Here is a 22073-nt window from a genome sequence, read left to right on the forward strand (position 1 = left end):
GAGGCTGTCTCCAGCCACCAGTATGCGTCTGCCGGGCCACCATCCAGCCCCAATCAACTCAGCCGTCCGCAGGCTGTACAATATATCAGCCTCGCCTTTGCCGGATTTTCGCTGATCCTTGCGGGTATCCGTGTGATGCAAACAATCGGCCCTTGGATTGAGCAGGCCGGGTTGTTCCGCTGGTTTCTTGACCACGCTGCGGCCAACATGTGGTGGGCCTTCGCCGCTGGGGCCTGCCTGACCGCACTGGTTCACAGCAGCGCCGCCGTTATTGGCATGGCGATCAGCCTCGCTGCTGCGGGAGCTTTGCCAGCCGATGTGGGTATCGCCATCGTCATTGGCTCCAACGTTGGCACCTGCGTGACGGCCCTGATTGCCGCTGTTGGCGGCAGCGTATCCGGCAAATTTGTGGCCTGGTCCCATGTACTGCTGAACGTAGGCGGGGCGTTGCTGTTTATGCCGCTGATCCCCGGGCTGGAAATGGCAGCCGCCTGGATATCCGCCGAGCCTGGAGCCAAGGTCGCCCATGCCCAAACCCTGTTTAACGTGATCAGCTCTCTGCTTGTCTTGCCAGTCTGCTATTTACCTGTATGGGCACGTTTGGAGAATCGCATGTCTCCCAACATCATCAAACGTTAATTCCAAGCATGGACAGCGCTTTGCTCAAAATGACATCATTGTTGTCATATCCGCCTTGGCGCTGGAGACGCCATGCTTCCTCAGGCGTATGCCACGCAACACCTTTAATTTCTTCAATCTGTGCCTGTAAATCCCCATCCAGTGCCTCTACGAGATAATAATGAACTTCCTTGTCCACTTCCCCGAATTCAGGATGCTGATACGTATAAGCAATCATATCTACATGCTGGATAATCCGTCCGTTCAGCCCTGTTTCCTCACGAATTTCACGCAAAGCCGTCTGTTCGATCGTTTCTCCCGACTCCATTTTGCCTTTAGCCAAGGAGACCTTGCCGTATCGGTCGGTAATCAGCTGAATTTCAAGCTGCTCCCCCTGTTTACGGTACACAACACCGCCTGCGGAAATTTCCTTTTTTGCTGCCATCCTGTAATCCCCTTTCCTTGCGCAACAAGGATTCCGTCCTCCCTGTAAGGAAAGGCGAAATCCTTGTTTGCCATCACTATGGCCTGTTCAGGCTTTTTTTAGTTATTATAGGGCTGTTTGCAGTCCATTCTCCAGCACACGGACCAATTGGCCTTCACTTTCATTAACGCCCGCCTTCGTCAGCTTCACGCGGCACACCTTGCCCACCAGATCCTCAGAACCTTCAAACACCAGTTGAATGTAATTGTCACTGTAACCGTGAAGCATGCCGCTATCTTCGGTCCCTTTCGGCGCAACTTCCGGAATGACCTCCAACACCTGACCGACAAACTTCTCTGCATAAGCCAACTGCATTTGCTCTGACAGTTCAATCAGCTCATGCACACGTGCATTTTTCACGTCCTCGTCCACCTGATCCTCCATACGCGCCGCAGGTGTGCCACTGCGCTTGGAATAAGGGAACACATGCATTTCCGAGAAGCCGATTTTTTTCATCAGCTCATAGCCGTTGCGGTACATTTCGTCCGTCTCCCCAGGGAAGCCAACAATAACATCTGTCGTAATCGCCACATCCGGCATCGCCTTGCGAATCATGAGCATTTTATTGTAAAACTCTTCGGTTGTGTATTTACGGCGCATCCGTTTCAACACAGTGTCGTCTCCCGCTTGAAGCGGTATGTGAAAATGACGCACCAGCTTGGTGGAACGATTCAGCACATCGAGCATTTTTTCATCTATCTGGCTGGCTTCAATCGAGCTGATACGGATACGCTCCAGCCCTTCCACCTTCTCCAGATCCCACAGCAGATCGGACAGGTCATAGTTGTCCATGTCGTCACCATAACCGCCTGTATGAATGCCCGTGAGCACAATTTCCTTGTAGCCCGCATGCACCAGTTGACGCGCCTGAGTCATAATGCTCGCGGCATCGCGGCTGCGGGACAGCCCACGCGACCACGGAATGATGCAGAAGGTGCAGAAATTGTTGCAGCCGTCCTGAATTTTCAAAAACGCACGTGTGTGGTTAGCAAAATCAGGTACATCCATTTCCTCGAACACGCGCGTTTTCATAATATTGCGCACAGCATTCACTGGTTGACGCGACTCTTGAATCTCCTGTACAAACGGAATAATTTTGTCCCGGTCCTGTGTACCAATAACGAGATCGACACCGGGAATATCCATAATTTCGGCAGGAGAAGTTTGGGCGTAGCAGCCCGTCACTGCCACAATGGCATCTGGGTTCCGACGAATCGCACGGCGAATGATCTGACGACTCTTTTTATCGCCGGTATTCGTAACGGTGCATGTATTAATAAGGTAGACGTCAGCTGTCTGCTCATCAAAATCTACCTGCTCATAGCCTTCATTTTTGAACAGCTGCCAAATCGCTTCTGTATCATAAAAGTTTACCTTACAACCCAATGTGTAAAATGCCACTGACGGCATGTTAAACCCCTCCCATTTCTCCTGACTCATATAAAATGCAAGCCAAGGCAGCCATACCTGCGGTTTCCGCACGCAAAATGCGTCTTCCCAGCCCCGTAGACTGCGCTCCGGCCTGCTCGGCCTCCAGACTCTCCGCTTCGCTGAAGCCGCCTTCCGGACCCACTACTAGCAGAACACGCGGCTTGTCCATCGACGTCCATTGTCCTGCCAAAGGCTGAATCACATCCCGTAGCTGCCGCCCCTGCTCTTTTTCATAACAATAGCATATCAAATCATACTGCGAAAAAGAAGCCAGCAGCTCCTTCCACGTCATCGGCGCGCTAATTTCCGGAATCCGGTTACGGTGGCTTTGCTCAGCCGCTTCCTTCACAATCTTGCGCCAGCGCTCCAGTCGCTTGCCTTCCTTTTTGGCATCATACTGCACGACCGTACGCTCGGACAAAAACGGTACAAACCCCGCTGCCCCGATTTCTGTACATTTTTGCATAACAGTCTCCATCTTGTCTCCCTTGGGGAGACTTTGGGCAATGGTGACCTGCACATGCGGTTCGGAGGTCATTTCCAGCGGCTCGATGATCGTCGCCGTCACACGATCCTGTTCTATCGTATCCAGCGCAGCCAGCGCTTCCCTTGATACCCCGTCACTGACTATAATTTTGTCACCACTACGACCCCGCATGACCTTGGCGATATGCCGCGCGTCCTCACCCGCAACAATCACGTGATCTTCCAGAAACTGCTCTGCCGGAATAAAATAACGCTGCATTCTCTCTCACACCTATTCTAAAAATAACTGTTATCCACTGACGTTCCGTACAAAATCCGAATAAATCACCAAGCAACATCATATCATCTTTTGCGCCTGTATGACCAGTCTGTTCCCTCTTCCATTCGTGTAATACCTATCTGTTCTCGTAAAAAAAGGAGCCCTTAGGCTCCAAATAATCCGGTGATGTAAAAAGAAAACTGCAAAAACTGGATATAGATCATCTGGGCCAGCATGTAAAGAGGTTCAATCGTTACAGCCCGAACCTGCGGAATGACCAGTATAAGCAGAAAAATAAAGATGGACCACTGTTCAAACTGCTGAAGCTTACGGCGCACAGGAGTTGGGGCTACGTCTTCCACAATGCGGTATCCATCCAGCGGAGGCAGTGGAATCAAGTTAAAGATAAACAAAAACAGATTCAAATTGATCAGTGCATTGATAAACAAATAGATCGCCTGAGCCACCCGCTGGTTCTCCATCCCCGGCAGCACTTGAAAATGAAGGAGCATGGCATAGATCAATGTAGTGACAAATGCAAGCAGCAGATTGCTCAGCGGACCGGCAGCCGAAACAATAATGCCCATGAGGCGCGGACGGCTAAAATTGTCACGGTTAACCGGAACAGGCTTGGCCCAGCCAAAGCCCCCGATCAGCAGCAACAGCGTACCCAGCAGATCAATATGCACGGCCGGATTTAAAGTCACGCGCCCAAGCAGCTTGGCTGTGGGGTCACCAAATTTATTGGCATAATACGCATGTGCAAATTCATGCACCGTAAAAGATATGATCACAGCCAGCAAGTAAAATGGAAGAACATTTAAATTTACACGAAAAATATTTTGTAAAAAATCCATGGTTACCTCTTTCTCGCCACAAACGCCAGCCAATCCTCATCCCGGCACGTTTCGGCAATGTCGAAGCCAGCCGCCTTCAATGCGTTTTCGACAACTTCTTCTTTGTTCTTCCAAATCCCTGAAGCGATATAAATACCACCTGGCTCCAGAGCCTTGTACACATCATCAATAAACAGCAGAATAATTTCGGCCAAAATATTAGCGACCACCAGCTTGACTGGCAACTGGATACCCAGCGTTGGATCGCTCGCATTCAGTACAGACAGCAGATCGCTCTCTTTAATAGTAATGCGATCCTCCAGTCCGTTCAGATGGGTATTTTCCCGCGCACTGGATACCGCTACGGGATCAAGGTCCAGAGCCAGTACATGCTTCGCTCCCAGTTGTACGGCTCCAATCGCCAAAATGCCGGAGCCTGTGCCCACATCAATAACTTCTTCTCCACCCTTAATCACTGATTCCAGCGCTCTCAGGCAAAGTGATGTTGTGGGATGCGTTCCGGTGCCAAAGGCCATGCCGGGGTCCAGCTCAATAATTTTTTCATCTTCACTGGCAGGCTCATAGGCTTCCCAAGTAGGTTTGATCGTTAGACGATCCGACACACGCAAAGGCTTGAAATATTGCTTCCAGGCATTCGCCCAATCATCCTCGTTGACCGTTTTCAGCTCATACCGAACCTCGCCGGGATCAATATCAAATGTTCTCAATTCTTCGACGCGTGGCTCAATTTGCGCACGTATGCCGTCCATATCCACTTCTTCGGCAAAATACCCCTTGATGGTCGCTTGTCCTTCAGGAATGTCATTCAAGGGCCGATCATACCACTGTCCGTAGGACGTATCGCGTGGTTTGTTCAGCGTACCGGATTCTTCAATGGAAACCCCTCCCGCACCTGCTTCGTGCAGAAAATTCGAAATCATTTCGACGGCTTCTTCGGTTGTATGTATTGTAATTTCATTCCACAACATGGTTTTCATTTCCTCCTCATTTCACATGCATACTCTATATTGTACTATATACATGCATATGAGTTCAAAAAAGCTAGTATCATCGGAGTGCAAAATGTTTTTGTAGAACTTGTGTATGTTGTCCACTCTTTTAGTCCAAGCACCCTTAACTCTAGTATATACAATATAGTATATTCAAAGAAGGAGTGACTTATAATGGCCACGCCTGCGACTACTGCTTTCGTCTCCGGTCCCCTTGTTTTTAGCGCAACAGCATATAGCGGATAATTAATAAAAAGAGGAAAGAACATAAATAAGACGGGCTATCCCACAATCTTTAATGATGGGGGATAACCCGTCTTATTAAATCTACTCGCTGTCGTTTATGATGCGCTGCTGACGACGATCAGCCACTTCACCGCGCCGGATCGCTTCCAAATCCTCAGCATCTGCCTGATCTGCCGAGAACTCAACATCCTCATTTTTAGCAGATTGTGCACGCTTGATTTTCTCGGTTTTGGTCAGTACCTTATCGTACCGTTTGTTTGTGGGCATCTGTCACAGCTCCTTCCAACGTTTTCACAGCATACCACCCGCTTGTTCCACAATAGACATCGCCTGATGATGAATGGATTCATCCACCACAGCGGTTAGCAATATATCACGGCCTGTCGGTCCACCCTGTCCTCCATCGCTCATTCCGCTGGCAGACGGATCGGCCGCAGCCAGTATCGCCGGGGTTGCATCCGTAAAGTCCACTCCCTGTGTTAGTGAGGACAAGCTGCTAATCTGTCCCGAAAATACAGGTAATCCAGCGTTGCCCGTGGACTGTCGCGGATATCGGCTAAATCGGTCTATCGACACATCCGCTACCCGGAGAGCTTCCAGTTTTCTAGCCGCTCCTTGCGCTTCCTCGGGGCTTTTGAAATACGCCAAAATATTTTTTTCACCCATCCCAAAAACTCCCTGTGTGGTATTTAGCGCAACTCCTGTTCAATAACATAGACAGTTGCGCTTTGCTATATCCTGCTCATTGGCACGGATTTATATTCCCCACGAAAGCGGAACGGAACAGACAGCACCGAGTTTAGTAGGCTGAAACGGTTGGAAGTAGTTTGTGAAGACTATAACTTTTGCGGGTGCAGAACGGCGACAGGAGCTTTACCTGCCTTGGCTACCCCCGTCTCCCATGCAGCGCGAACGACAGCATCCCGGACCTTAGAGACTACCTGCGGATTAAACACATTGGGTATGATATAAGTTTCACTTAGCTCTTCAGGACTGATCGCATCGGCAATGGCAAGTCCGGCAGCCAGCTTCATTTCTTCATTAATCGTCGTAGCATGGCAATCCAGTGCGCCCCGGAAAATTCCCGGGAAGCACAGCACATTGTTAATCTGATTTGGAAAATCGGAGCGGCCCGTAGCCAATACACGTACAAAAGGCGCTGCTAAAGCTGGATCAATCTCTGGCTTCGGGTTCGCCATGGCGAAGACTATAGGATCAGCAGCCATGCTCTGAATATCCTCCACACTCAGTAAATCCGGGCCTGACACACCGATGAAAACATCAGCTCCCGCAATCACCTCGGATAAACTACCACTCAGATTATGGGGATTGGTCATATTCGCATACTCTGTCCAATGCGGGTTGCTGTATTCTACTCCACGATGAATGGCTCCTTGCCGATCAACGCCAATCAGATTGCGTACACCTGCCTTGAGTAGCATACGAGAGCAAGCCATACCAGCCGCACCGATACCTGCAAATACAACTTTGACATCATCCATTTTCTTGCCGCATACCTTCAGTGCATTGACCAGACCCGCCAATACTACGACTGCCGTGCCGTGCTGATCATCATGAAATACCGGAATGTCCAACTCCTCTTTCAATCGTCTCTCGATCTCAAAACAGCGTGGTGAAGAAATGTCCTCCAGATTAATGCCTCCAAAGGCAGGAGCGATCATTTTGACGATTTGAACAATTTCATCAGGGTCCTTCGTATTGAGACAGATTGGAAATGCGTCTACGTCTGCAAATTGTTTGAACAGTACCGCCTTACCCTCCATTACAGGCATGGCCGCTTCCGGTCCGATATCCCCTAATCCAAGCACCGCTGTTCCGTCCGATACGACCGCCACCGTATTTTTTTTGATCGTTAATTGATACGCTTTGGCTGGATCATTCGCAATTTCCATACAGATTTCAGCTACACCAGGTGTGTATATCTTGGATAGCTCCTCCATGCTTTCAATCAACTGCTTGGGTTGGGTCTCCATTTTACCGCCCTCATGTAATTGTCTGATTTCATCCAATAAACTACTCATATTTCTCTCCATCCTTTCATGTCTGTATTCAAGCTATGAATTTCATGTCTCTATATAAAACTCGTCAGCTCCATAAATTGAGTAACAAAGTTGCTAAAATGACCGTGGCTGCCCCGCCAATACGGGTTGCAATTTGCGCAAAAGGCATCAGCTCCATCCGATTTGATGCAGACAAAATGGCCACATCCCCCGTGCCTCCTAATCCGCCGCGACAACTGGTCACCAGTGCGGCTTCCACCGGATACATATTAATCCATTTTCCAGTAAAATACCCTGCAACAATTAATGCAACCACAACCGATGCACAGGTGATGGCATAAGGAATCGTCAAAATCCCAACCACACTATCCAAAGGCACGTATAAAATCCCTAATCCTACCATCAATGGCCACGTCAGGCTTGCCGTTATACATTTGTACAAATGAAAGGCTCCCTGCTCCAACTGATTCGGCATGATTTGAACACATTTAATAATAGCCGCTGCCAAAATCATCAGAATGGGTCCTGGAATATGAAGATACGGCTCTAACAGCTTACCTACGATAAAGAAAGTACAGGCCAATAGCAATCCTCCACCCATCAATGGAAAAGAAACGGGTTGATCCAAACTTGTAGGGGCTAGCTTTTCTTCTTTATTAAGTTTCAACAACCTTCCGTTACCCGAAGTATTTGGTCTCTTCTCCGCTAATCTCTTAAGAACACCCGCACCTATAATTGCAACGATGTTCCCGATGATCGCGGCCGGGATAAACTGGGATACGAATACCGCCGAATCTTTGCCCAGGACCAATCCATACGAGATGGACAAAGGTAAAATACCTTCTCCAATCCCACCGGAGATAATGGGAATGATGATATAAAAGAAAGTATGATAGGCACTGTAGCCAAAAGCCATCCCTACGACCATACCTGCTGCAACAGCTGCAATGGAGCCTACTATAATGGGGGCAAAAATTTTGACGATTCCGTTCATCAGCATTTTGCGATCCATACCAAGAATACTTCCGGTTACCAAACAAGCGATGTAGAAATAAAGAAAATTCGATGTTTTCATGAGCGTGTGTACAGCTCCCATCGCGGACGGACTGAACATATTCCAAAATACCATCAACGATGGAACCATGAGTGACAAAATGGCTGGGCCGCCAATATGCTTGAGCAACGGAAGTTTGGCACCCAGTTCACTGAGCAGTATGCCCAAAATCATGATGACGGCGAATCCGCCCAACATATCGTTTGGAAGTCTTTGTGTAATCGCAGCTGCGTATACAACCAACGCAATCACAGCGTAGAGCGGAAGCGGAATAACCCCCACTTTTATCCTGCCTAACATCCTGATTCCATCTGCAGGATTTTTATGCCATTTTTGCCCTTTTTGAATGACAGCCTGGTTTGTAGCATTTTCCATAAAGCTCCCTCCTTGTAGTAAAGAATGATGATCATGTTTCCATTCTACACCTTGGAAAGCGCTTCATTTGGTTTCAAAACTAATAATTCACTTTTGTAACTAAAGTAATTAAAGGCAGCCTAAATTATAACCGGCCATGATTTCTTCTGCCTGCGGCAAAATACGATATTGGTAAACAGGTCGTCCGATGGTACCATAGATGGTTTCCATGGCAAGCACCTCAATCTCCGTCAAAAAAGTCAGATATTTGCGTATAGACACCCTGGATATCCCTGTACTCTCTGCAATATCCTCGGTGGAAAATAGCATCGGTTTATGCTGCCGGATACAATTCCATATCATAGCCAGCGTTGACTTTGTTATCCCTTTGGGCAGTCGGGCCAAATCCTTAGTCGAGCTTTTATGATACAGGAGACGGTCCAGCTCCTCCTGTGAAAGCAAGCTGCGTTCACGCACGATGCTAATATGCTCCCGGTAACCCGTAAGTGCCTCCAGAAAGCGATTAAAGTGGAACGGCTTAATCAAATAATCCATCGCGCCAAAATTCATCGCTTTTTTGACACTGTTCATATCACTTGCAGCTGAAATCACGATGACGTCCGCATTCACTCCCGTCTCCCGTATGAATGACAGCAAATCAAGGCCATTGCTTTCCTGCATATATACATCTAGTAAAATCAGATCAATTGCTCGTTCAGCCAAAAATTCCTTGGCCTCTTCCACAGAAGAAGCCCAACCTCCACATTGAAAACCCTCTACCTGCTCCATGTATTTGCGGTTAAATTCCGCAACCATCGGATCATCTTCTACAATCAGGACATTAATCATATTCATCATTCCCCGTTATAATATATGGAATCATAATCTGAAAACAGCACCCTTGCTCGGCCGGAATCAGCTTTATGGTTCCTTTTAATCTTTTTACGCTTTGCATCACCAGATAAAGTCCCATTCCCCGTGAATCTCCCTTGGTTGAAAAATCTTTTTCAAATATCGTTTCCACGAGACTTCCCGGTATACCCGGACCATTGTCACACATTACACATGTCAGACAGCCGTTCTTCTGATCTTTCTCATAATAGAAGGACAGGGTTATCCACTTATGGTCCAGAGATTCCATTGCCTCCACTGCATTATCGAACAGATTTCCAAGTATGGTTATCAATTCATGAATAGTTTGGGTTCGATCGGTTTCAGGCAAGTGACTGCCTGGAGTCAATTCGAAGCTCACCCCAACCTCTCTGGCCCGGCTTAGCTTCCCCAAAACAAAGCCCGCCATCACCGGGTCCCTGATCTGCCGGGTAATCGAGCCAATCTCCACTTGATGATGCTCAACGGCATCCATGATGTAATGCTCCAGCTTATCGTACATTCGCAAATGTACCATCCCCATAATGACATGCAGCTTGTTCATAAATTCGTGAGCCTGTGCACGTAGCGCCTCCGTGTACAGGGACACACCTGTCAAACGCTCGGCAAGCCGGTTTACCTCCGTTTTATCCCGAAAGGTTACAATTGCTCCCACGATTTCCCCTTTGACCCGTATCGGAACACTGGTGGTGAGCAAGGTTATTCCCCCAAGCTCCATGTCCTCATCCATTCGTGGAGTGCCTGCCGCCAAAACCTCTTGTAATCGAAAAGCGGACAAATAAGCGTTAATCTCCTGCCCTGAAGACGAGATATCCTCAATTCCCGCTTGCCTGAGCAGACGAATTGCTTCCGCATTCATCAGTATGATACGGCTGGACTCATCCACCGCAATGACTCCTTCCTTGATGGATTGCAGCATAGCACTGCGTTCCTCCAGCAAGCGTGCGATTTCCGGTGGCTCCAGACCAACCAGCATACTTTTGATTTTACGGGCCAGCACCACAGCACCTCCAGTGCCGATCAGCATCCCGATACCAATAGCGATAGCAATAAGCCGGTAGTTCCCCACCTGAGCCCGCTCTACATCCTGTAAAGAAATACCAACGACAATTGCGCCTACCTGCTTGCCTGTAGAACTGAATACGGGAGAAAAGGCTCGCATGGACAAGCCCAGCGTTCCCTTCGCAACAGACACGCTCTCATGACCATGAAGTGCAGTGTATTCATCTCCCCCGACAAAGGCTTTGCCGATCTTCCTTACATCCGGGTGTGTTTTACGAATCCCCTTCATGTCCATAACGACGACAAACTGAATGTGATTAGCCGATGAAACACTCTCCACATACTCCTGCATGGGCGGAGACGACCCGGACTGTTGCAAATGCTCGACAATAAGCGGCGTATGGGCGAGTGTACGCGCGATGGACATCGCTTTTTCCTCTAGCCCCATTTCAGTTTCATACTCAACTCTCTCTGCGAATAACAAAGTTACAGGCAGGAGCACCAGTGCCATAACCAGACAAACCAGCAGCGTAATCAGCCCTCTGAGCTTGAATAGCGGTTTACCCCGACGAAGCTTAGGCTGTGACTTTTCGATAGAACTCACCCTTTCACACTTCATGTTAAATCTAAATAGTCCAATATGCTTATACAAAAATGGTTATGTATGTGTTTACGTGAATTTGCATAGCTATAATATCATACAGCTTCATTCTACTCTTTCGCTATAACAAAATAGGGAACTATTCCGTAATTACGGAACAGTTCCCTCCGATTCATGGTTGAAGCTCCGCGATTCTAGCTTAGCTTAGTCGCCTCGGAAGGCGCGCTTCACACGGTCAAAAAAGGATTGCTCATTCTCATGTGTCTGCTCACCGCTAAGCGAAGAGAACTGACGCAGCAATTCCTTCTGTTCCTCGCTCAGCTTGCTAGGCGTGACCACGACCACCTTAATATGCTGGTCGCCCTGACCTACGCCACGCAGTTTTGGCACACCCTTGCCTTTAAGACGGAAGTATGTTCCTGTTTGCGTACCAGCAGGAACCTTCAGCTTCACTTTCTCGGTCAGCGTCGGAATTTCAACTTCATCTCCCAATGCCGCCTGCGAGAACGTTAGCGGAATTTCGCAGTAAATATCGTCTCCCTCACGCTCAAAGAAATCATGCGACTTCACACGGAAAACGACATACAGATCACCTGCCGGTCCACCGTTGACACCGCCTTCGCCCTCACCGTTGATACGCATTTGCGCACCGTCATCCACACCTGCCGGAATGCGGATATGAATTTTACGCTGCTTGCGCACACGACCAGAACCGCTACAAGTGGTGCATTTCTCTTTGATGATTTTACCGGAGCCGCCGCAGTTGGAGCATGCGCGACGATTAACCATCCGGCCAAACGGTGTATTCTGCACCACTTCTTCTTGTCCGCTACCCTTGCAGACGGAACAGGTTTGTGGTTGAGTACCCTTTTTGGCTCCCGTACCATGACACGTATCACACGTTTCCGTGCGCTCAATGTTAATGTCGGTTTCCTTGCCGAATACAGCTTCCTTGAATTCGATCGTCATTGTATATTGAAGATCATTACCACGCTGCGGTGCATTCGGGTCACGTCGACCATTGCCGCCACCGCCAAAAAACATATCAAAAATGTCACCAAATCCGCCACCAAAGTCGGCTCCACCACCGAAGCCGCCTCCCATGCCCTGATTCGGGTCTACATGACCGTATTGATCGTATCTTGCCCGCTTCTGACCATCACTGAGAACGTCATAAGCCTCTTTCACTTCTTTAAATTTGGTTTCCGCGTCCGCAGCCTTGTTCACGTCCGGATGATACTGACGCGCCAGCTTACGGTAAGCCTTTTTAACATCTTCATCCGAAGCGCCCTTCGCGACGCCCAGCACCTCATAATAATCGCGCTTATCAGCCAATGTTCCACCCCCATGCCTACAACGTGTCTGCACTACATATAAAAGGAAAGCCAAAGGCACGGGATGACCCGGCTTTGACCTTCCCATCATTTCAAGGCAGTACAACCCGTAATATGCTTATTTATTCTGAAAATAACTGTTACCCATAGGCTAATCGTTATTTATCAAGGCAGCTACGCTGCTTCTTTTCATTCAGTATATTATAACGCACCGGTGTACCGTAATGCTACCACTACCGATTCGTGGCTTAGTCTTTCTTCTTGTCTTCGTCAACAACTTCATAGTCCGCGTCAACGACATTGTCGCGACCTTTGCTATCTGCTGCGCCGTCTTGAGCTTGTTGAGCCTGTGCTTCTTGAGCAGCTTGCTCATACAGCTTCACAGACAACTGCTGAACGATCTCAGTCAGCTCTTCAGTAGCCTTTTTGATGTCTTCCAGGTTGTCAGTTTCCAGCATTTTTTGCAGATTTTCTTTAGCTGCGTTCGCTTTTTCAACTTCACCTGCATCCGCTTTTTCGCCCAGATCTTTGATCGTTTTGTCTACGGAGTAGATCAGTTGGTCCGCAGAGTTTTTAGCTTCTACCAGATCTTTGCGTTTTTTATCTTCTTCTGCATGCAGCTCAGCGTCTTTCATCATACGTTCTACTTCCTCGTCGCTCAAGCCGCTGGAGGATGTGATCGTAATTTTTTGGCTCTTGCCTGTACCTTTATCCGTAGCAGATACGTTCACGATACCGTTGGCATCCAGATCAAAGGTAACTTCGATTTGCGGTACACCGCGCGGTGCTGGAGGAATATCTCCCAGTTGGAAACGGCCCAGCGTTTTGTTGCCTGCTGCCATTTCACGTTCACCTTGCAATACGTGGATTTCCACGCTAGGCTGGTTGTCAGCATACGTCGAGAACACCTGCGATTTGCTCGTAGGGATCGTCGTGTTACGCTCGATCATTTTAGTGAATACGCCACCTGCGGTTTCAATACCGAGGGACAATGGAGTTACGTCGAGAAGAACGACGTCTTTCACATCACCTGTCAGCACGCCTGCTTGAACTGCGGCACCCAAAGCTACCACTTCATCAGGGTTTACGCCTTTATGAGGCTCTTTGCCTGTCAGTTTTTTAATCGCTTCCTGTACAGCCGGAATACGTGTGGAACCGCCGACCAGAACGATTTTGTCGATGTCGCTGGCACTCATGCCTGCATCTTTCATCGCTTGACGAGTAGGTTCCAAAGTACGTTCTACCAGACCTTCAGACAATTCTTCAAATTTCGCACGAGTCAGGTTCAACTCCAAATGCTGTGGAACACCGTCAGCTACCGTAATGAACGGCAGGGAAATCGTCGTTGTCAGTACGCCGGACAGCTCTTTTTTCGCTTTTTCCGCTGCATCTTTCAAACGTTGTACAGCTGCTTTATCTTTGCTCAGGTCGATGCCTTGATCTTTTTTGAACTCCGTTACGAGATAATCAATAATCACTTGGTCGAAGTCATCGCCGCCCAGCTTGTTGTCGCCGCTTGTCGCTTTAACTTCGAAGAAACCGTCACCCAGTTCCAGAATGGATACGTCGAATGTACCGCCACCCAGATCATAAACAAGGATTGTTTGGTCTTCGGATTTTTCCATACCGTATGCCAGTGCAGCTGCTGTTGGCTCGTTGACGATACGCAGCACTTCCAGACCCGCGATTTTACCCGCATCCTTGGTTGCTTGACGCTGGCTGTCATTGAAGTAAGCTGGAACCGTGATAACGGCTTGAGTTACCGTTTGGCCCAGGTAAGCTTCAGCATCGGATTTCAGCTTTTGCAAAATCATAGCGGAAATTTCCTGTGCAGAATATTCCTTGCCGTCGATGCTTTCTTTATGATTTGTACCCATGTGTCGCTTGATGGACATAATTGTACGGTCCGGGTTCGTGATTGCTTGGCGTTTTGCTGTTTCACCTACAGTACGTTCTCCATCTTTTTTGAAACCAACAACCGAAGGGGTTGTGCGTGCGCCTTCCGGATTTGGAATTACAACGGCTTCGCCACCCTCCATAACAGCCACACAAGAGTTGGTTGTACCTAAGTCAATACCGATTACTTTACTCATCAGACAATTCCTCCTTCAGTATATGCGAGGCCCTCAGGCCAAAATAGTTAAAGCAAACGATTTATTGCTAATGTATATTAAAAAGCTACATGCTCACTTTTACCATAGCCGGACGAAGCACCTTGTCCTTCAGCATGTATCCTTTTTGCACCTCTTCAACGACGATGCCTTCCTCATGCTCTTCGCTTTCCACCTGCATAATCGCCTGATGGAAATCAGGGTTAAACGGTTGGCCCACCGCATTCATGGCCGTCACTCCCTCAGCCTGAAGCACGCTCTCAAACTGACGGAAGATCATCTCCACACCTTTGGTGAATGACTCAGCCTCCGCTCCTTGCGGTGCTGTTACCAGCGCACGCTCGAAGTTATCCAGAACAGGCACCAATTCGGTAACCAGTTTCATGGATGCATATTTGGCAAGGTCCTCTTTCTCTTTTAGCGTACGACGGCGAAAATTATCAAAATCTGCCTGTGCACGTAAAAACCGCTGTTGATTCTCTTCTGCCTCCACGCGAAGCTTAGCCAACTCTGTATCACCCTCCTGGGCTTCCAATGCTGCCGCTTCGTTCACCGGCTCTTCCTGCTGGTTCGTCTCAGTGGCTTCCTCTGTGCTTACATTTTGTTGTTTTTCTTCTTGGAACGCTTGTTCTTTCTTCAAAATGTTTCACCTCCTTCAAGTCATAACGCACTTCAGTTCAAATTGCTGTTACTTTGCAAAAACACGCAGCAATGCACCCGCGCAGGATACATACCGTATCCCGGCGCGGACTTGTAGCACCGCAACATGTGCAGTCTTATTCTATTTAAACCGCTGCGTGAGCATTGCGGTCAAATCCTTAGACAGGATGCCCAAAATATTAATAACTCTCGCATACTCCATCCGTGTCGGACCCAGTATACCTATTGTGCCCAACGCTTCGCCATCTACTGCATACGTCGCGGTGATCAGACTGCAATTGGCAAATGCTTCATGATCATTTTCTGTCCCGATGCGGACTTGAATTTCGGGCGCTCCGGCGACAGGCATCATCAGCTTAAGCAGGGTCGGTGTTTCCTCCAGCAGATCGAGAATATGTTTGACCTTTTCAACATCCTTAAATTCAGGCTGATTTAGCATGTTCGTCGCACCGCTCAAATACAAGCGCTGATCCGATTCATTATCCAGTGCTTTATCCAGCACCTTCATAGCGTCCTCAAAATGAGACACATGCTTTTCCATCTCCTGACCAAGCGCAGTGTAAAGACGTGATTTAAGCTGATAAATCGGCACGCCGACCAGCTTGTTGTTCAGCAAATTCACAACCTTCTCCATCTCGGAAATCGAAATTCCCGGCGGAATATCCACTGTCTTGTTCTCCACCTGACCGGTATTGGTCACGATAATCGCCACAGCAGTTGTTTCGTTGAGTGGCAATAGCTGAAAATGACGCAATGAAGTATGAAAAACCTCCGGCCCAAGCAGGATGGAAGTATAATTGGTCATATGGGACAAAATACCAGATGCGTGCTGGATTACTTGTTCCATTGCATTCAGCTTTTCGGCGTAAAAGGCTTTTAGTTCCCGCGTTTCCATAGGCTTCAGCGTATCCAGTGGTACCAAATGGTCCACATAATAGCGGTAGCCTTTATGAGATGGGATGCGTCCCGCAGAAGTATGGGGTTGCTCCAGATAGCCCTGTTCCTCTAAATCCGACATTTCATTACGGATCGTGGCGGGGCTGAATCCGACATCCTGCCTTTTGGATATGCTGCGGGAACCCACTGGCTCAGCCGAACGAATGTAGTCATCAATAATCGCATTCAGAATGAGTCTCTGACGTTCGGTTAACAAGCGAATCCCCCCTTATGTTTATCCATAATAGCATGATTGTTCAATGGAATCATTAGCACTCGTTCGCGATGAGTGCTAACCGATAATACAAAAATACCAAACCGACCGGATCATTGTCAAGTCAGATCCGTATTTTCAATTACATAAGCTGAACTTTAAAGTTTCTTATTGTGCCACTGCGCAGTCGGATGGTGCTTCCCATCGCCACCGCCCCCGGATTTCTTGAATAAAGCTTATAATTGGGTAGAAATCCGGGGACAAAAGCGACCGCTTCGCTTGTACAGCACCATTCCGCCTACTCCGTTTTATGTTCATTTTTCGAATTCAACTTATAAAGCTTTAAAATATATCAATTCAAAAGTAATTATCAATATTACTTGCGTTGAAATAGCCCAATTTTAATTTACTAACTATTTGGTCTTCCATTAAATTATTTACAATAATTTCTCTTTCGAGATTCTCCAGCCAAGCAATTTTCATGCGTTTCATAAAAATAGTCAACAAAAATTGAAGTAGTATTACAATAATGACCATAACTAAACCATCAAAAATTTGTTTCCACAATATATTATTAAAATTGTAATTTGTACAAATATAACTTGTTAGCAATAAAGTCATTATGAGTTTAAGCAAATCACTAAATAAAAGCCTGATAATAATTATCAAGAGCTTTTCATGAAGCTTATGGGCTTCAATTCTTTTTTCAGAATTCACATCGGTAGATGAATGCTCTTCAAATTCCCCTTTCCTATGCGGATCAATTATAAGCTTGCAAGTAGGTACTGTTTCAAATAAATACCGTATACAATATAGAATAAAATATAGAATAAACAAAAAATTTTTCGAGTGAAATAGAAAATATGCATTTGATCCTAAAAATGATATAAGCATAATTAGCTGATATCTCCACAAAATTTTTAATCCTTTTATATCAATTGAACTGGTTGGGGAACCATACTTCTTTATTTTTCCTTGCCTATAATAACTGTTAAAAAAGTCGAAAAGCGTAATTGCTGTATTACCGAATAGTACATACCCAATTAAAACAGTCTTCCAATTTTTTTGAATAGCTGCGATATCTGGATATATCCAATAAGCAAGGCCCATAACTGCCAAAAGCAAAGTCCAATTAGTAATACCACTTGAAATAATTTTTTGCCGCTCTCTTTCCTGTAGTCTGTTAACATAATCAAGCCAGTCTTTTTGTAATTTCATTCTTTCCATTGATGTTAGGCCCTTCACTTAAAATTAGCACAAAAATAAACCTTACCTTTTTGACTTCAACGATTGCACCTGTACTGAGACGAATCGCTGAATCACTATCCGTGGCACAAAAACGAACTGACCTGATATGCTCAGGTCAGTTCAGCATTTTCAACACCGCAATTTCATCACAATTGTTTTGTTTACTACAGTTAATGCAATCAGTCCATACCTTTTCAGGGAAAATCTCTTTGTTTACCACATCAAACCCGTTTTTTATAAAAAAGGAGACCTCGTAGGTCAAAGCCATAATTTTAGGGATACGCTGTCGCCGCGCTTCTATAATGAGGCCCTCTACGAGCTTGGAGCCGATGCCCATGCCTTTATGTCCTTCAGAAATACCAAGTGAGCGAATCTCTACCAAATCATCACCCAGTTTGCATAAAGAACCACAACCGACGACTTCGCCGTCCACTTCTGCCACAATAAACAGCTCCAGTTGGCGCATAAGCACTTCCCTTGAACGTGGCAGCATTATTCCTCGCTCTGCATAGCCGCTAATCATTTGATATAAAGGCTCCACATCCTCAGGAACCGCACTTCTGCACAATACATCTTTACACACTGAAGCCATCTTGCTCTCCTCCTGCCGCTTGCCGCATATAATGAATAAATATACAACATTGCGCATAGAATCGCAATACTTCATTTACCCTGCCGTGACAGAATTGTGTTATAAAATGAATGTCCCCGCTTATGGTCTGCAAACGTACCGTTTTGTAGCCTACGACTTACGAATTTACTGTAATGGAACCGATGAACTCCGCAAATACATCATTTCCGAACAAAATACCACGTTCGCTCAAACGATAACCGTCCTCGACCGGCTCGATCAATCCAGCATTCAGCATTTTTCCGAGAGGGGCCGTAAATGTATCCTCCAGTGACTGACCGAATTGAGCCTCAAAGCGGGACTTCGAGACACCTTCCAGCATTCTCAAACCGACCATGAGAAAATCCTCCATCGCTTCGGCCGCTGGCACCTCAAAGCTATCCAAACGCGGCAGTCCGTTACGGGTAGCCTCCACATAAGGATTAATACCCTTAATGTTCATATGGCGCTCTCTGCCAACATATCCGTGCGCCCCTGCGCCGAGACCATAATAGTCCTCATTACGCCAGTAGGTCATATTGTGCTTGCTTCCCAGACCTGGTTTCGCAAAATTGCTGATCTCGTACTGCTCATAGCCCGCCTCTTTCATGCGACGCATCAGAAGCAAATACATTTCCAGTTCATCGTCTTCATGTGGAAGTGGAAGCTGATTTTTCTGGTACAGCGTGTGGAATAGCGTATTTTCTTCGACCTTCAAGCTGTAAATGGAGTAATGAGGAAGTCCCAGCTCCAGCGCCCGGCTGACACTTTCATGCAGCATTTCTACGGTCTGATTCGGTAAACCAAACATCAGGTCAATCGACAGATTGTCCAATCCGACCTTGCGTGCATTTTCCAGACTACGATAAACGTCATCTGTATTATGAATTCGACCAATACCCGTGAGTAGCTCGTTTTGAAAAGCCTGTACGCCGAAGCTGAGCCGATTTACACCGCCTTCTTTCATCACGGTGAGTTTCTCAAAATCAGTTGTGCCCGGATTGGCTTCCATGGAAAACTCAATGTCTTCCGACCAATTCGGGAAGTAGGTACGGACGCTTTTCAGGAAATATTCCATTTCCTTCGGATTCAGTGTTGTTGGTGTACCGCCCCCGACAAAAATAGTTTTAATCTCACCCGGCGGGTGAAGGCGAACCGTATGCTCCATCTCCCGTTCCAGTGCATACAGGTATTCCATAACAGGCTGATCCTTGAGTACGTAAGAGTTAAAGTCACAGTAAAAGCATTTGTTCGTGCAAAAAGGTATATGCAGATAAACCGCTTGAGGCGCGGATGAATATTCATGTTTGTGTATGGATGCGGTCATACCGATCCTCCTTGTTAGGTGTGGGTGGTGAAAAAAAGTGCGCCGAGGTCGAGATCAACCGCTTCGTGGATGGATCATTCTTCCGATCGCTGTTACCCCCGGATTTTTTCATTGAAAAATAACCTTAAAAGGTTAAAATCCGGGGGTAAAGGCGAACGCTAACGCTTCTTCAGAACGATTCCATCCACTCCGCTGCTGCCCACCGACAATGAGCCATTTTTTTAGTGTAGGTGTTGCAATTAGCTTGCTCAAATAAAGAACGTCCATTCTCTATGCGCGGCAAATGGCTACATGAAAGAATGGACGAATACCGCTTGGGAACAAGCGGACCGCAATACCTTGGGGGTACATCACAGAGTGTGTGTACCTAAGTTACTACGGAATCATGTTGTTATTACTTATTTGTATTCAATTCATGCACACATTTGTGATGTACCGAATTCAATACGATACTGCTGTTCCAAGCAGCTTTACTCATCTATTTTCAGTACCGCCATAAATGCTTCCTGTGGTACTTCTACGTTACCCACTTGCTTCATGCGCTTCTTGCCCTCTTTTTGCTTTTCAAGCAGCTTCCGTTTACGGGAAATATCGCCGCCGTAGCATTTGGCCAAGACGTTTTTACGCATTGCCTTAACGGTTTCACGTGCTACAACCTTCGTCCCGACAGATGCCTGGATGGGCACCTCGAACATTTGGCGTGGGATTAGCTCGCGCAGCTTCTCACAAATAATACGTCCGCGATGGTAAGCGCGATCTCTGTGGACGATGAACGATAACGCATCAACCTGTTCGCCGTTTAACAGAATATCCATTTTCACCAAATTAGACTGGCGATAGCCTGAAATTTCGTAATCGAAGGAGGCGTAGCCCTTGGTACTGGATTTAAGCTGGTCAAAGAAATCGTACACGATTTCGGACAGTGGAATCTGGTACGTAATAGTTACCCGTGTCGTATCCAGATACTCCATGTTCACATACTCACCGCGCTTGGTCTGGCAAAGCTCCATAACCGTACCTACGTAATCATTAGGCACGATAATGCCTGCTCTTACGTATGGCTCCTCCACATGATCAATTCGTCCGATTTCCGGGTAATTTGACGGGTTATCGATCTGGATCGTTTCGCCATTCGTCAGCTTAATGCGGTAAATAACGCTCGGCGCTGTCGTAATCAGCGGGATGTTAAATTCGCGTTCAATCCGTTCCTGAATAACGTCCATATGAAGCAGACCGAGGAAACCACAACGGAATCCGAAGCCCAACGCACTTGATGTTTCTGGCTCAAAACTGAGCGAAGCATCGTTCAGTTGCAGCTTTTCAAGTGCCTCGCGTAGATCGTTATACTCGGATGTTTCGATCGGATACAGTCCGCAATATACCATCGGATTAATTTTCCGATAGCCCGGCATCGGTTCTGGTGTTGGATTTTTGGCATCCGTCACCGTATCCCCGACACGCGTATCGCCCACATGCTTGATACCGGCAACGATAAAACCAACATCACCGATGTTCAGCTCGTCCACGATGCTCATACGTGGCATGAAGGCTCCTACCTCGATAACCTCAAACGTTTTATCGGTCGCCATCATTTTAATTTTAGAACCAGCCTTGATGCTGCCATCCACGACGCGGACATAGACGATAACGCCTTTATATGGATCATAATGCGAATCAAAAATAAGCGCCTTTAGCGGATTATCCGGATTCCCTTGCGGAGCAGGGACGCTTCTGACCACCTGTTCCAAAATTTCCTTGATACCGATTCCAGCTTTAGCCGATGCGTGTACAGTCTCGCTCGTATCCAGGCCGATAACATCCTCGATTTCCTGCTTCACCCGTTCAGGATCGGCACTTGGCAAATCAATTTTGTTAAGCACCGGCAGAATCTCCAAATTATTGTCCAACGCCAAATATACGTTAGCCAATGTCTGTGCTTCAATACCCTGTGCCGCGTCTACAACCAGCAAGGCCCCTTCACAGGCCGCCAAGCTTCGGGAAACCTCATAGGTAAAATCGACGTGTCCCGGTGTATCAATCAGATTCAAAATGTACTCTTCGCCGTCATCGGCCTTATAGGTGAGTCGCACTGCCTGGAGCTTGATTGTAATCCCACGCTCCCGTTCCAAATCCATCTGATCAAGCACTTGCTCCTGCATTTCACGGGATGTGAGTGCACCGGTGTATTCCAAAATCCGGTCAGCCAGCGTGGATTTACCGTGGTCTATATGTGCAATGATACTAAAGTTCCGAATTTTACGTTGTCTTGCCAAAATGTCAGTCATGCCTTACCCCCACACAATGCCTAGTGTCAATCAGCTTATTATAGCAGTTGTATAG

20 protein-coding genes are annotated in these 22073 nt (G+C 47.2%); 1 reads left to right on the top strand and 19 read right to left on the bottom strand.

The features are described 5' to 3' along the window. The coding region (locus tag L696_RS0100995; RefSeq protein ID WP_025681983.1) for a Na/Pi symporter at positions 1 to 639 on the top strand (639 nt) is incomplete at its 5' end. Here the strand turns inward: L696_RS0100995 and L696_RS0101000 are convergent. The 19 genes from L696_RS0101000 to lepA form a co-directional block, all read right to left on the bottom strand. Beyond that, positions 629 to 1063: an NUDIX hydrolase gene (locus L696_RS0101000; protein WP_025681984.1), complete on the bottom strand. Its 435-nt coding sequence runs from the start codon at positions 1061 to 1063 to the stop codon at positions 629 to 631. The two genes, L696_RS0100995 and L696_RS0101000, sit on opposite strands and share 11 nt — an antisense overlap. Positions 1064 to 1168: 105 nt before the next feature. Beyond that, complete coding sequence (mtaB, locus tag L696_RS0101005) at positions 1169 to 2512, bottom strand: tRNA (N(6)-L-threonylcarbamoyladenosine(37)-C(2))-methylthiotransferase MtaB (protein ID WP_025681985.1); 1344 nt, start codon at positions 2510 to 2512, stop codon at positions 1169 to 1171. A 1-nt stretch (position 2513) separates the two neighbouring features. Then, positions 2514 to 3278: a 16S rRNA (uracil(1498)-N(3))-methyltransferase gene (locus tag L696_RS0101010; protein WP_025681986.1), complete on the bottom strand. Its 765-nt coding sequence runs from the start codon at positions 3276 to 3278 to the stop codon at positions 2514 to 2516. A gap of 164 nt (positions 3279 to 3442) precedes the next feature. After that, complete coding sequence (locus tag L696_RS0101015; RefSeq protein ID WP_025681987.1) at positions 3443 to 4135, bottom strand: site-2 protease family protein; 693 nt, start codon at positions 4133 to 4135, stop codon at positions 3443 to 3445. Between the two features lie 2 nt (positions 4136 to 4137). Further along, positions 4138 to 5103 carry a 50S ribosomal protein L11 methyltransferase gene (prmA, locus tag L696_RS0101020; protein WP_025681988.1) on the bottom strand — a complete coding sequence of 322 codons (966 nt, stop codon included), beginning with the start codon at positions 5101 to 5103 and terminating at the stop codon, positions 4138 to 4140. A 348-nt stretch (positions 5104 to 5451) separates the two neighbouring features. Continuing rightward, entirely contained in the window at positions 5452 to 5637 is a 186-nt protein-coding gene (locus tag L696_RS0101025) for a YfhD family protein (protein ID WP_025681989.1), read from the bottom strand. A 24-nt stretch (positions 5638 to 5661) separates the two neighbouring features. Beyond that, entirely contained in the window at positions 5662 to 6036 is a 375-nt protein-coding gene (locus L696_RS0101030; RefSeq protein ID WP_013311164.1) for a hypothetical protein, read from the bottom strand. Positions 6037 to 6206: 170 nt separating this feature from the next. Further along, entirely contained in the window at positions 6207 to 7412 is a 1206-nt protein-coding gene (locus tag L696_RS0101035; RefSeq protein ID WP_025681990.1) for an NAD(P)-dependent malic enzyme, read from the bottom strand. A gap of 64 nt (positions 7413 to 7476) precedes the next feature. Further along, positions 7477 to 8820: a 2-hydroxycarboxylate transporter family protein gene (locus tag L696_RS0101040; protein WP_025681991.1), complete on the bottom strand. Its 1344-nt coding sequence runs from the start codon at positions 8818 to 8820 to the stop codon at positions 7477 to 7479. A 108-nt stretch (positions 8821 to 8928) separates the two neighbouring features. Next, complete coding sequence (gene dcuR, locus L696_RS0101045; protein WP_025681992.1) at positions 8929 to 9648, bottom strand: two-component system response regulator DcuR; 720 nt, start codon at positions 9646 to 9648, stop codon at positions 8929 to 8931. Then, positions 9641 to 11296, bottom strand: a complete 1656-nt coding sequence (gene dcuS / locus L696_RS0101050; protein ID WP_155985281.1) for a DcuS/MalK family sensor histidine kinase — start codon at positions 11294 to 11296, stop codon at positions 9641 to 9643. Before dcuS ends, dcuR begins: the two co-directional genes overlap by 8 nt. Before the next feature lie 201 nt (positions 11297 to 11497). Continuing rightward, positions 11498 to 12628, bottom strand: a complete 1131-nt coding sequence (gene dnaJ, locus L696_RS0101055; protein WP_025681994.1) for a molecular chaperone DnaJ — start codon at positions 12626 to 12628, stop codon at positions 11498 to 11500. A 247-nt stretch (positions 12629 to 12875) separates the two neighbouring features. Next, positions 12876 to 14720, bottom strand: a complete 1845-nt coding sequence (dnaK, locus tag L696_RS0101060) for a molecular chaperone DnaK (protein ID WP_025681995.1) — start codon at positions 14718 to 14720, stop codon at positions 12876 to 12878. Positions 14721 to 14805: 85 nt separating this feature from the next. Then, positions 14806 to 15378: a nucleotide exchange factor GrpE gene (gene grpE / locus L696_RS0101065; RefSeq protein WP_025681996.1), complete on the bottom strand. Its 573-nt coding sequence runs from the start codon at positions 15376 to 15378 to the stop codon at positions 14806 to 14808. Between the two features lie 141 nt (positions 15379 to 15519). After that, the gene (gene hrcA / locus L696_RS0101070; protein ID WP_025681997.1) at positions 15520 to 16551 is read right to left on the bottom strand and encodes a heat-inducible transcriptional repressor HrcA; all 1032 of its coding nucleotides are present in this window, start codon (positions 16549 to 16551) and stop codon (positions 15520 to 15522) included. 354 nt (positions 16552 to 16905) lie between these two features. Then, positions 16906 to 17775, bottom strand: a complete 870-nt coding sequence (locus L696_RS0101075; protein WP_025681998.1) for a hypothetical protein — start codon at positions 17773 to 17775, stop codon at positions 16906 to 16908. A gap of 136 nt (positions 17776 to 17911) precedes the next feature. Beyond that, positions 17912 to 18388: an N-acetyltransferase gene (locus L696_RS0101080; protein WP_014282525.1), complete on the bottom strand. Its 477-nt coding sequence runs from the start codon at positions 18386 to 18388 to the stop codon at positions 17912 to 17914. Positions 18389 to 18545: 157 nt separating this feature from the next. Beyond that, positions 18546 to 19733: a radical SAM family heme chaperone HemW gene (gene hemW, locus L696_RS0101085; RefSeq protein ID WP_025681999.1), complete on the bottom strand. Its 1188-nt coding sequence runs from the start codon at positions 19731 to 19733 to the stop codon at positions 18546 to 18548. Positions 19734 to 20203: 470 nt separating this feature from the next. Continuing rightward, positions 20204 to 22018: a translation elongation factor 4 gene (lepA, locus tag L696_RS0101090; RefSeq protein ID WP_025682000.1), complete on the bottom strand. Its 1815-nt coding sequence runs from the start codon at positions 22016 to 22018 to the stop codon at positions 20204 to 20206. Between the last annotated feature and the right edge of the window lie 55 nt (positions 22019 to 22073).

It is taken from the genome of Paenibacillus maysiensis, from assembly GCF_000520815.1.
GTDB lineage: Bacteria > Bacillota > Bacilli > Paenibacillales > Paenibacillaceae > Paenibacillus > Paenibacillus maysiensis.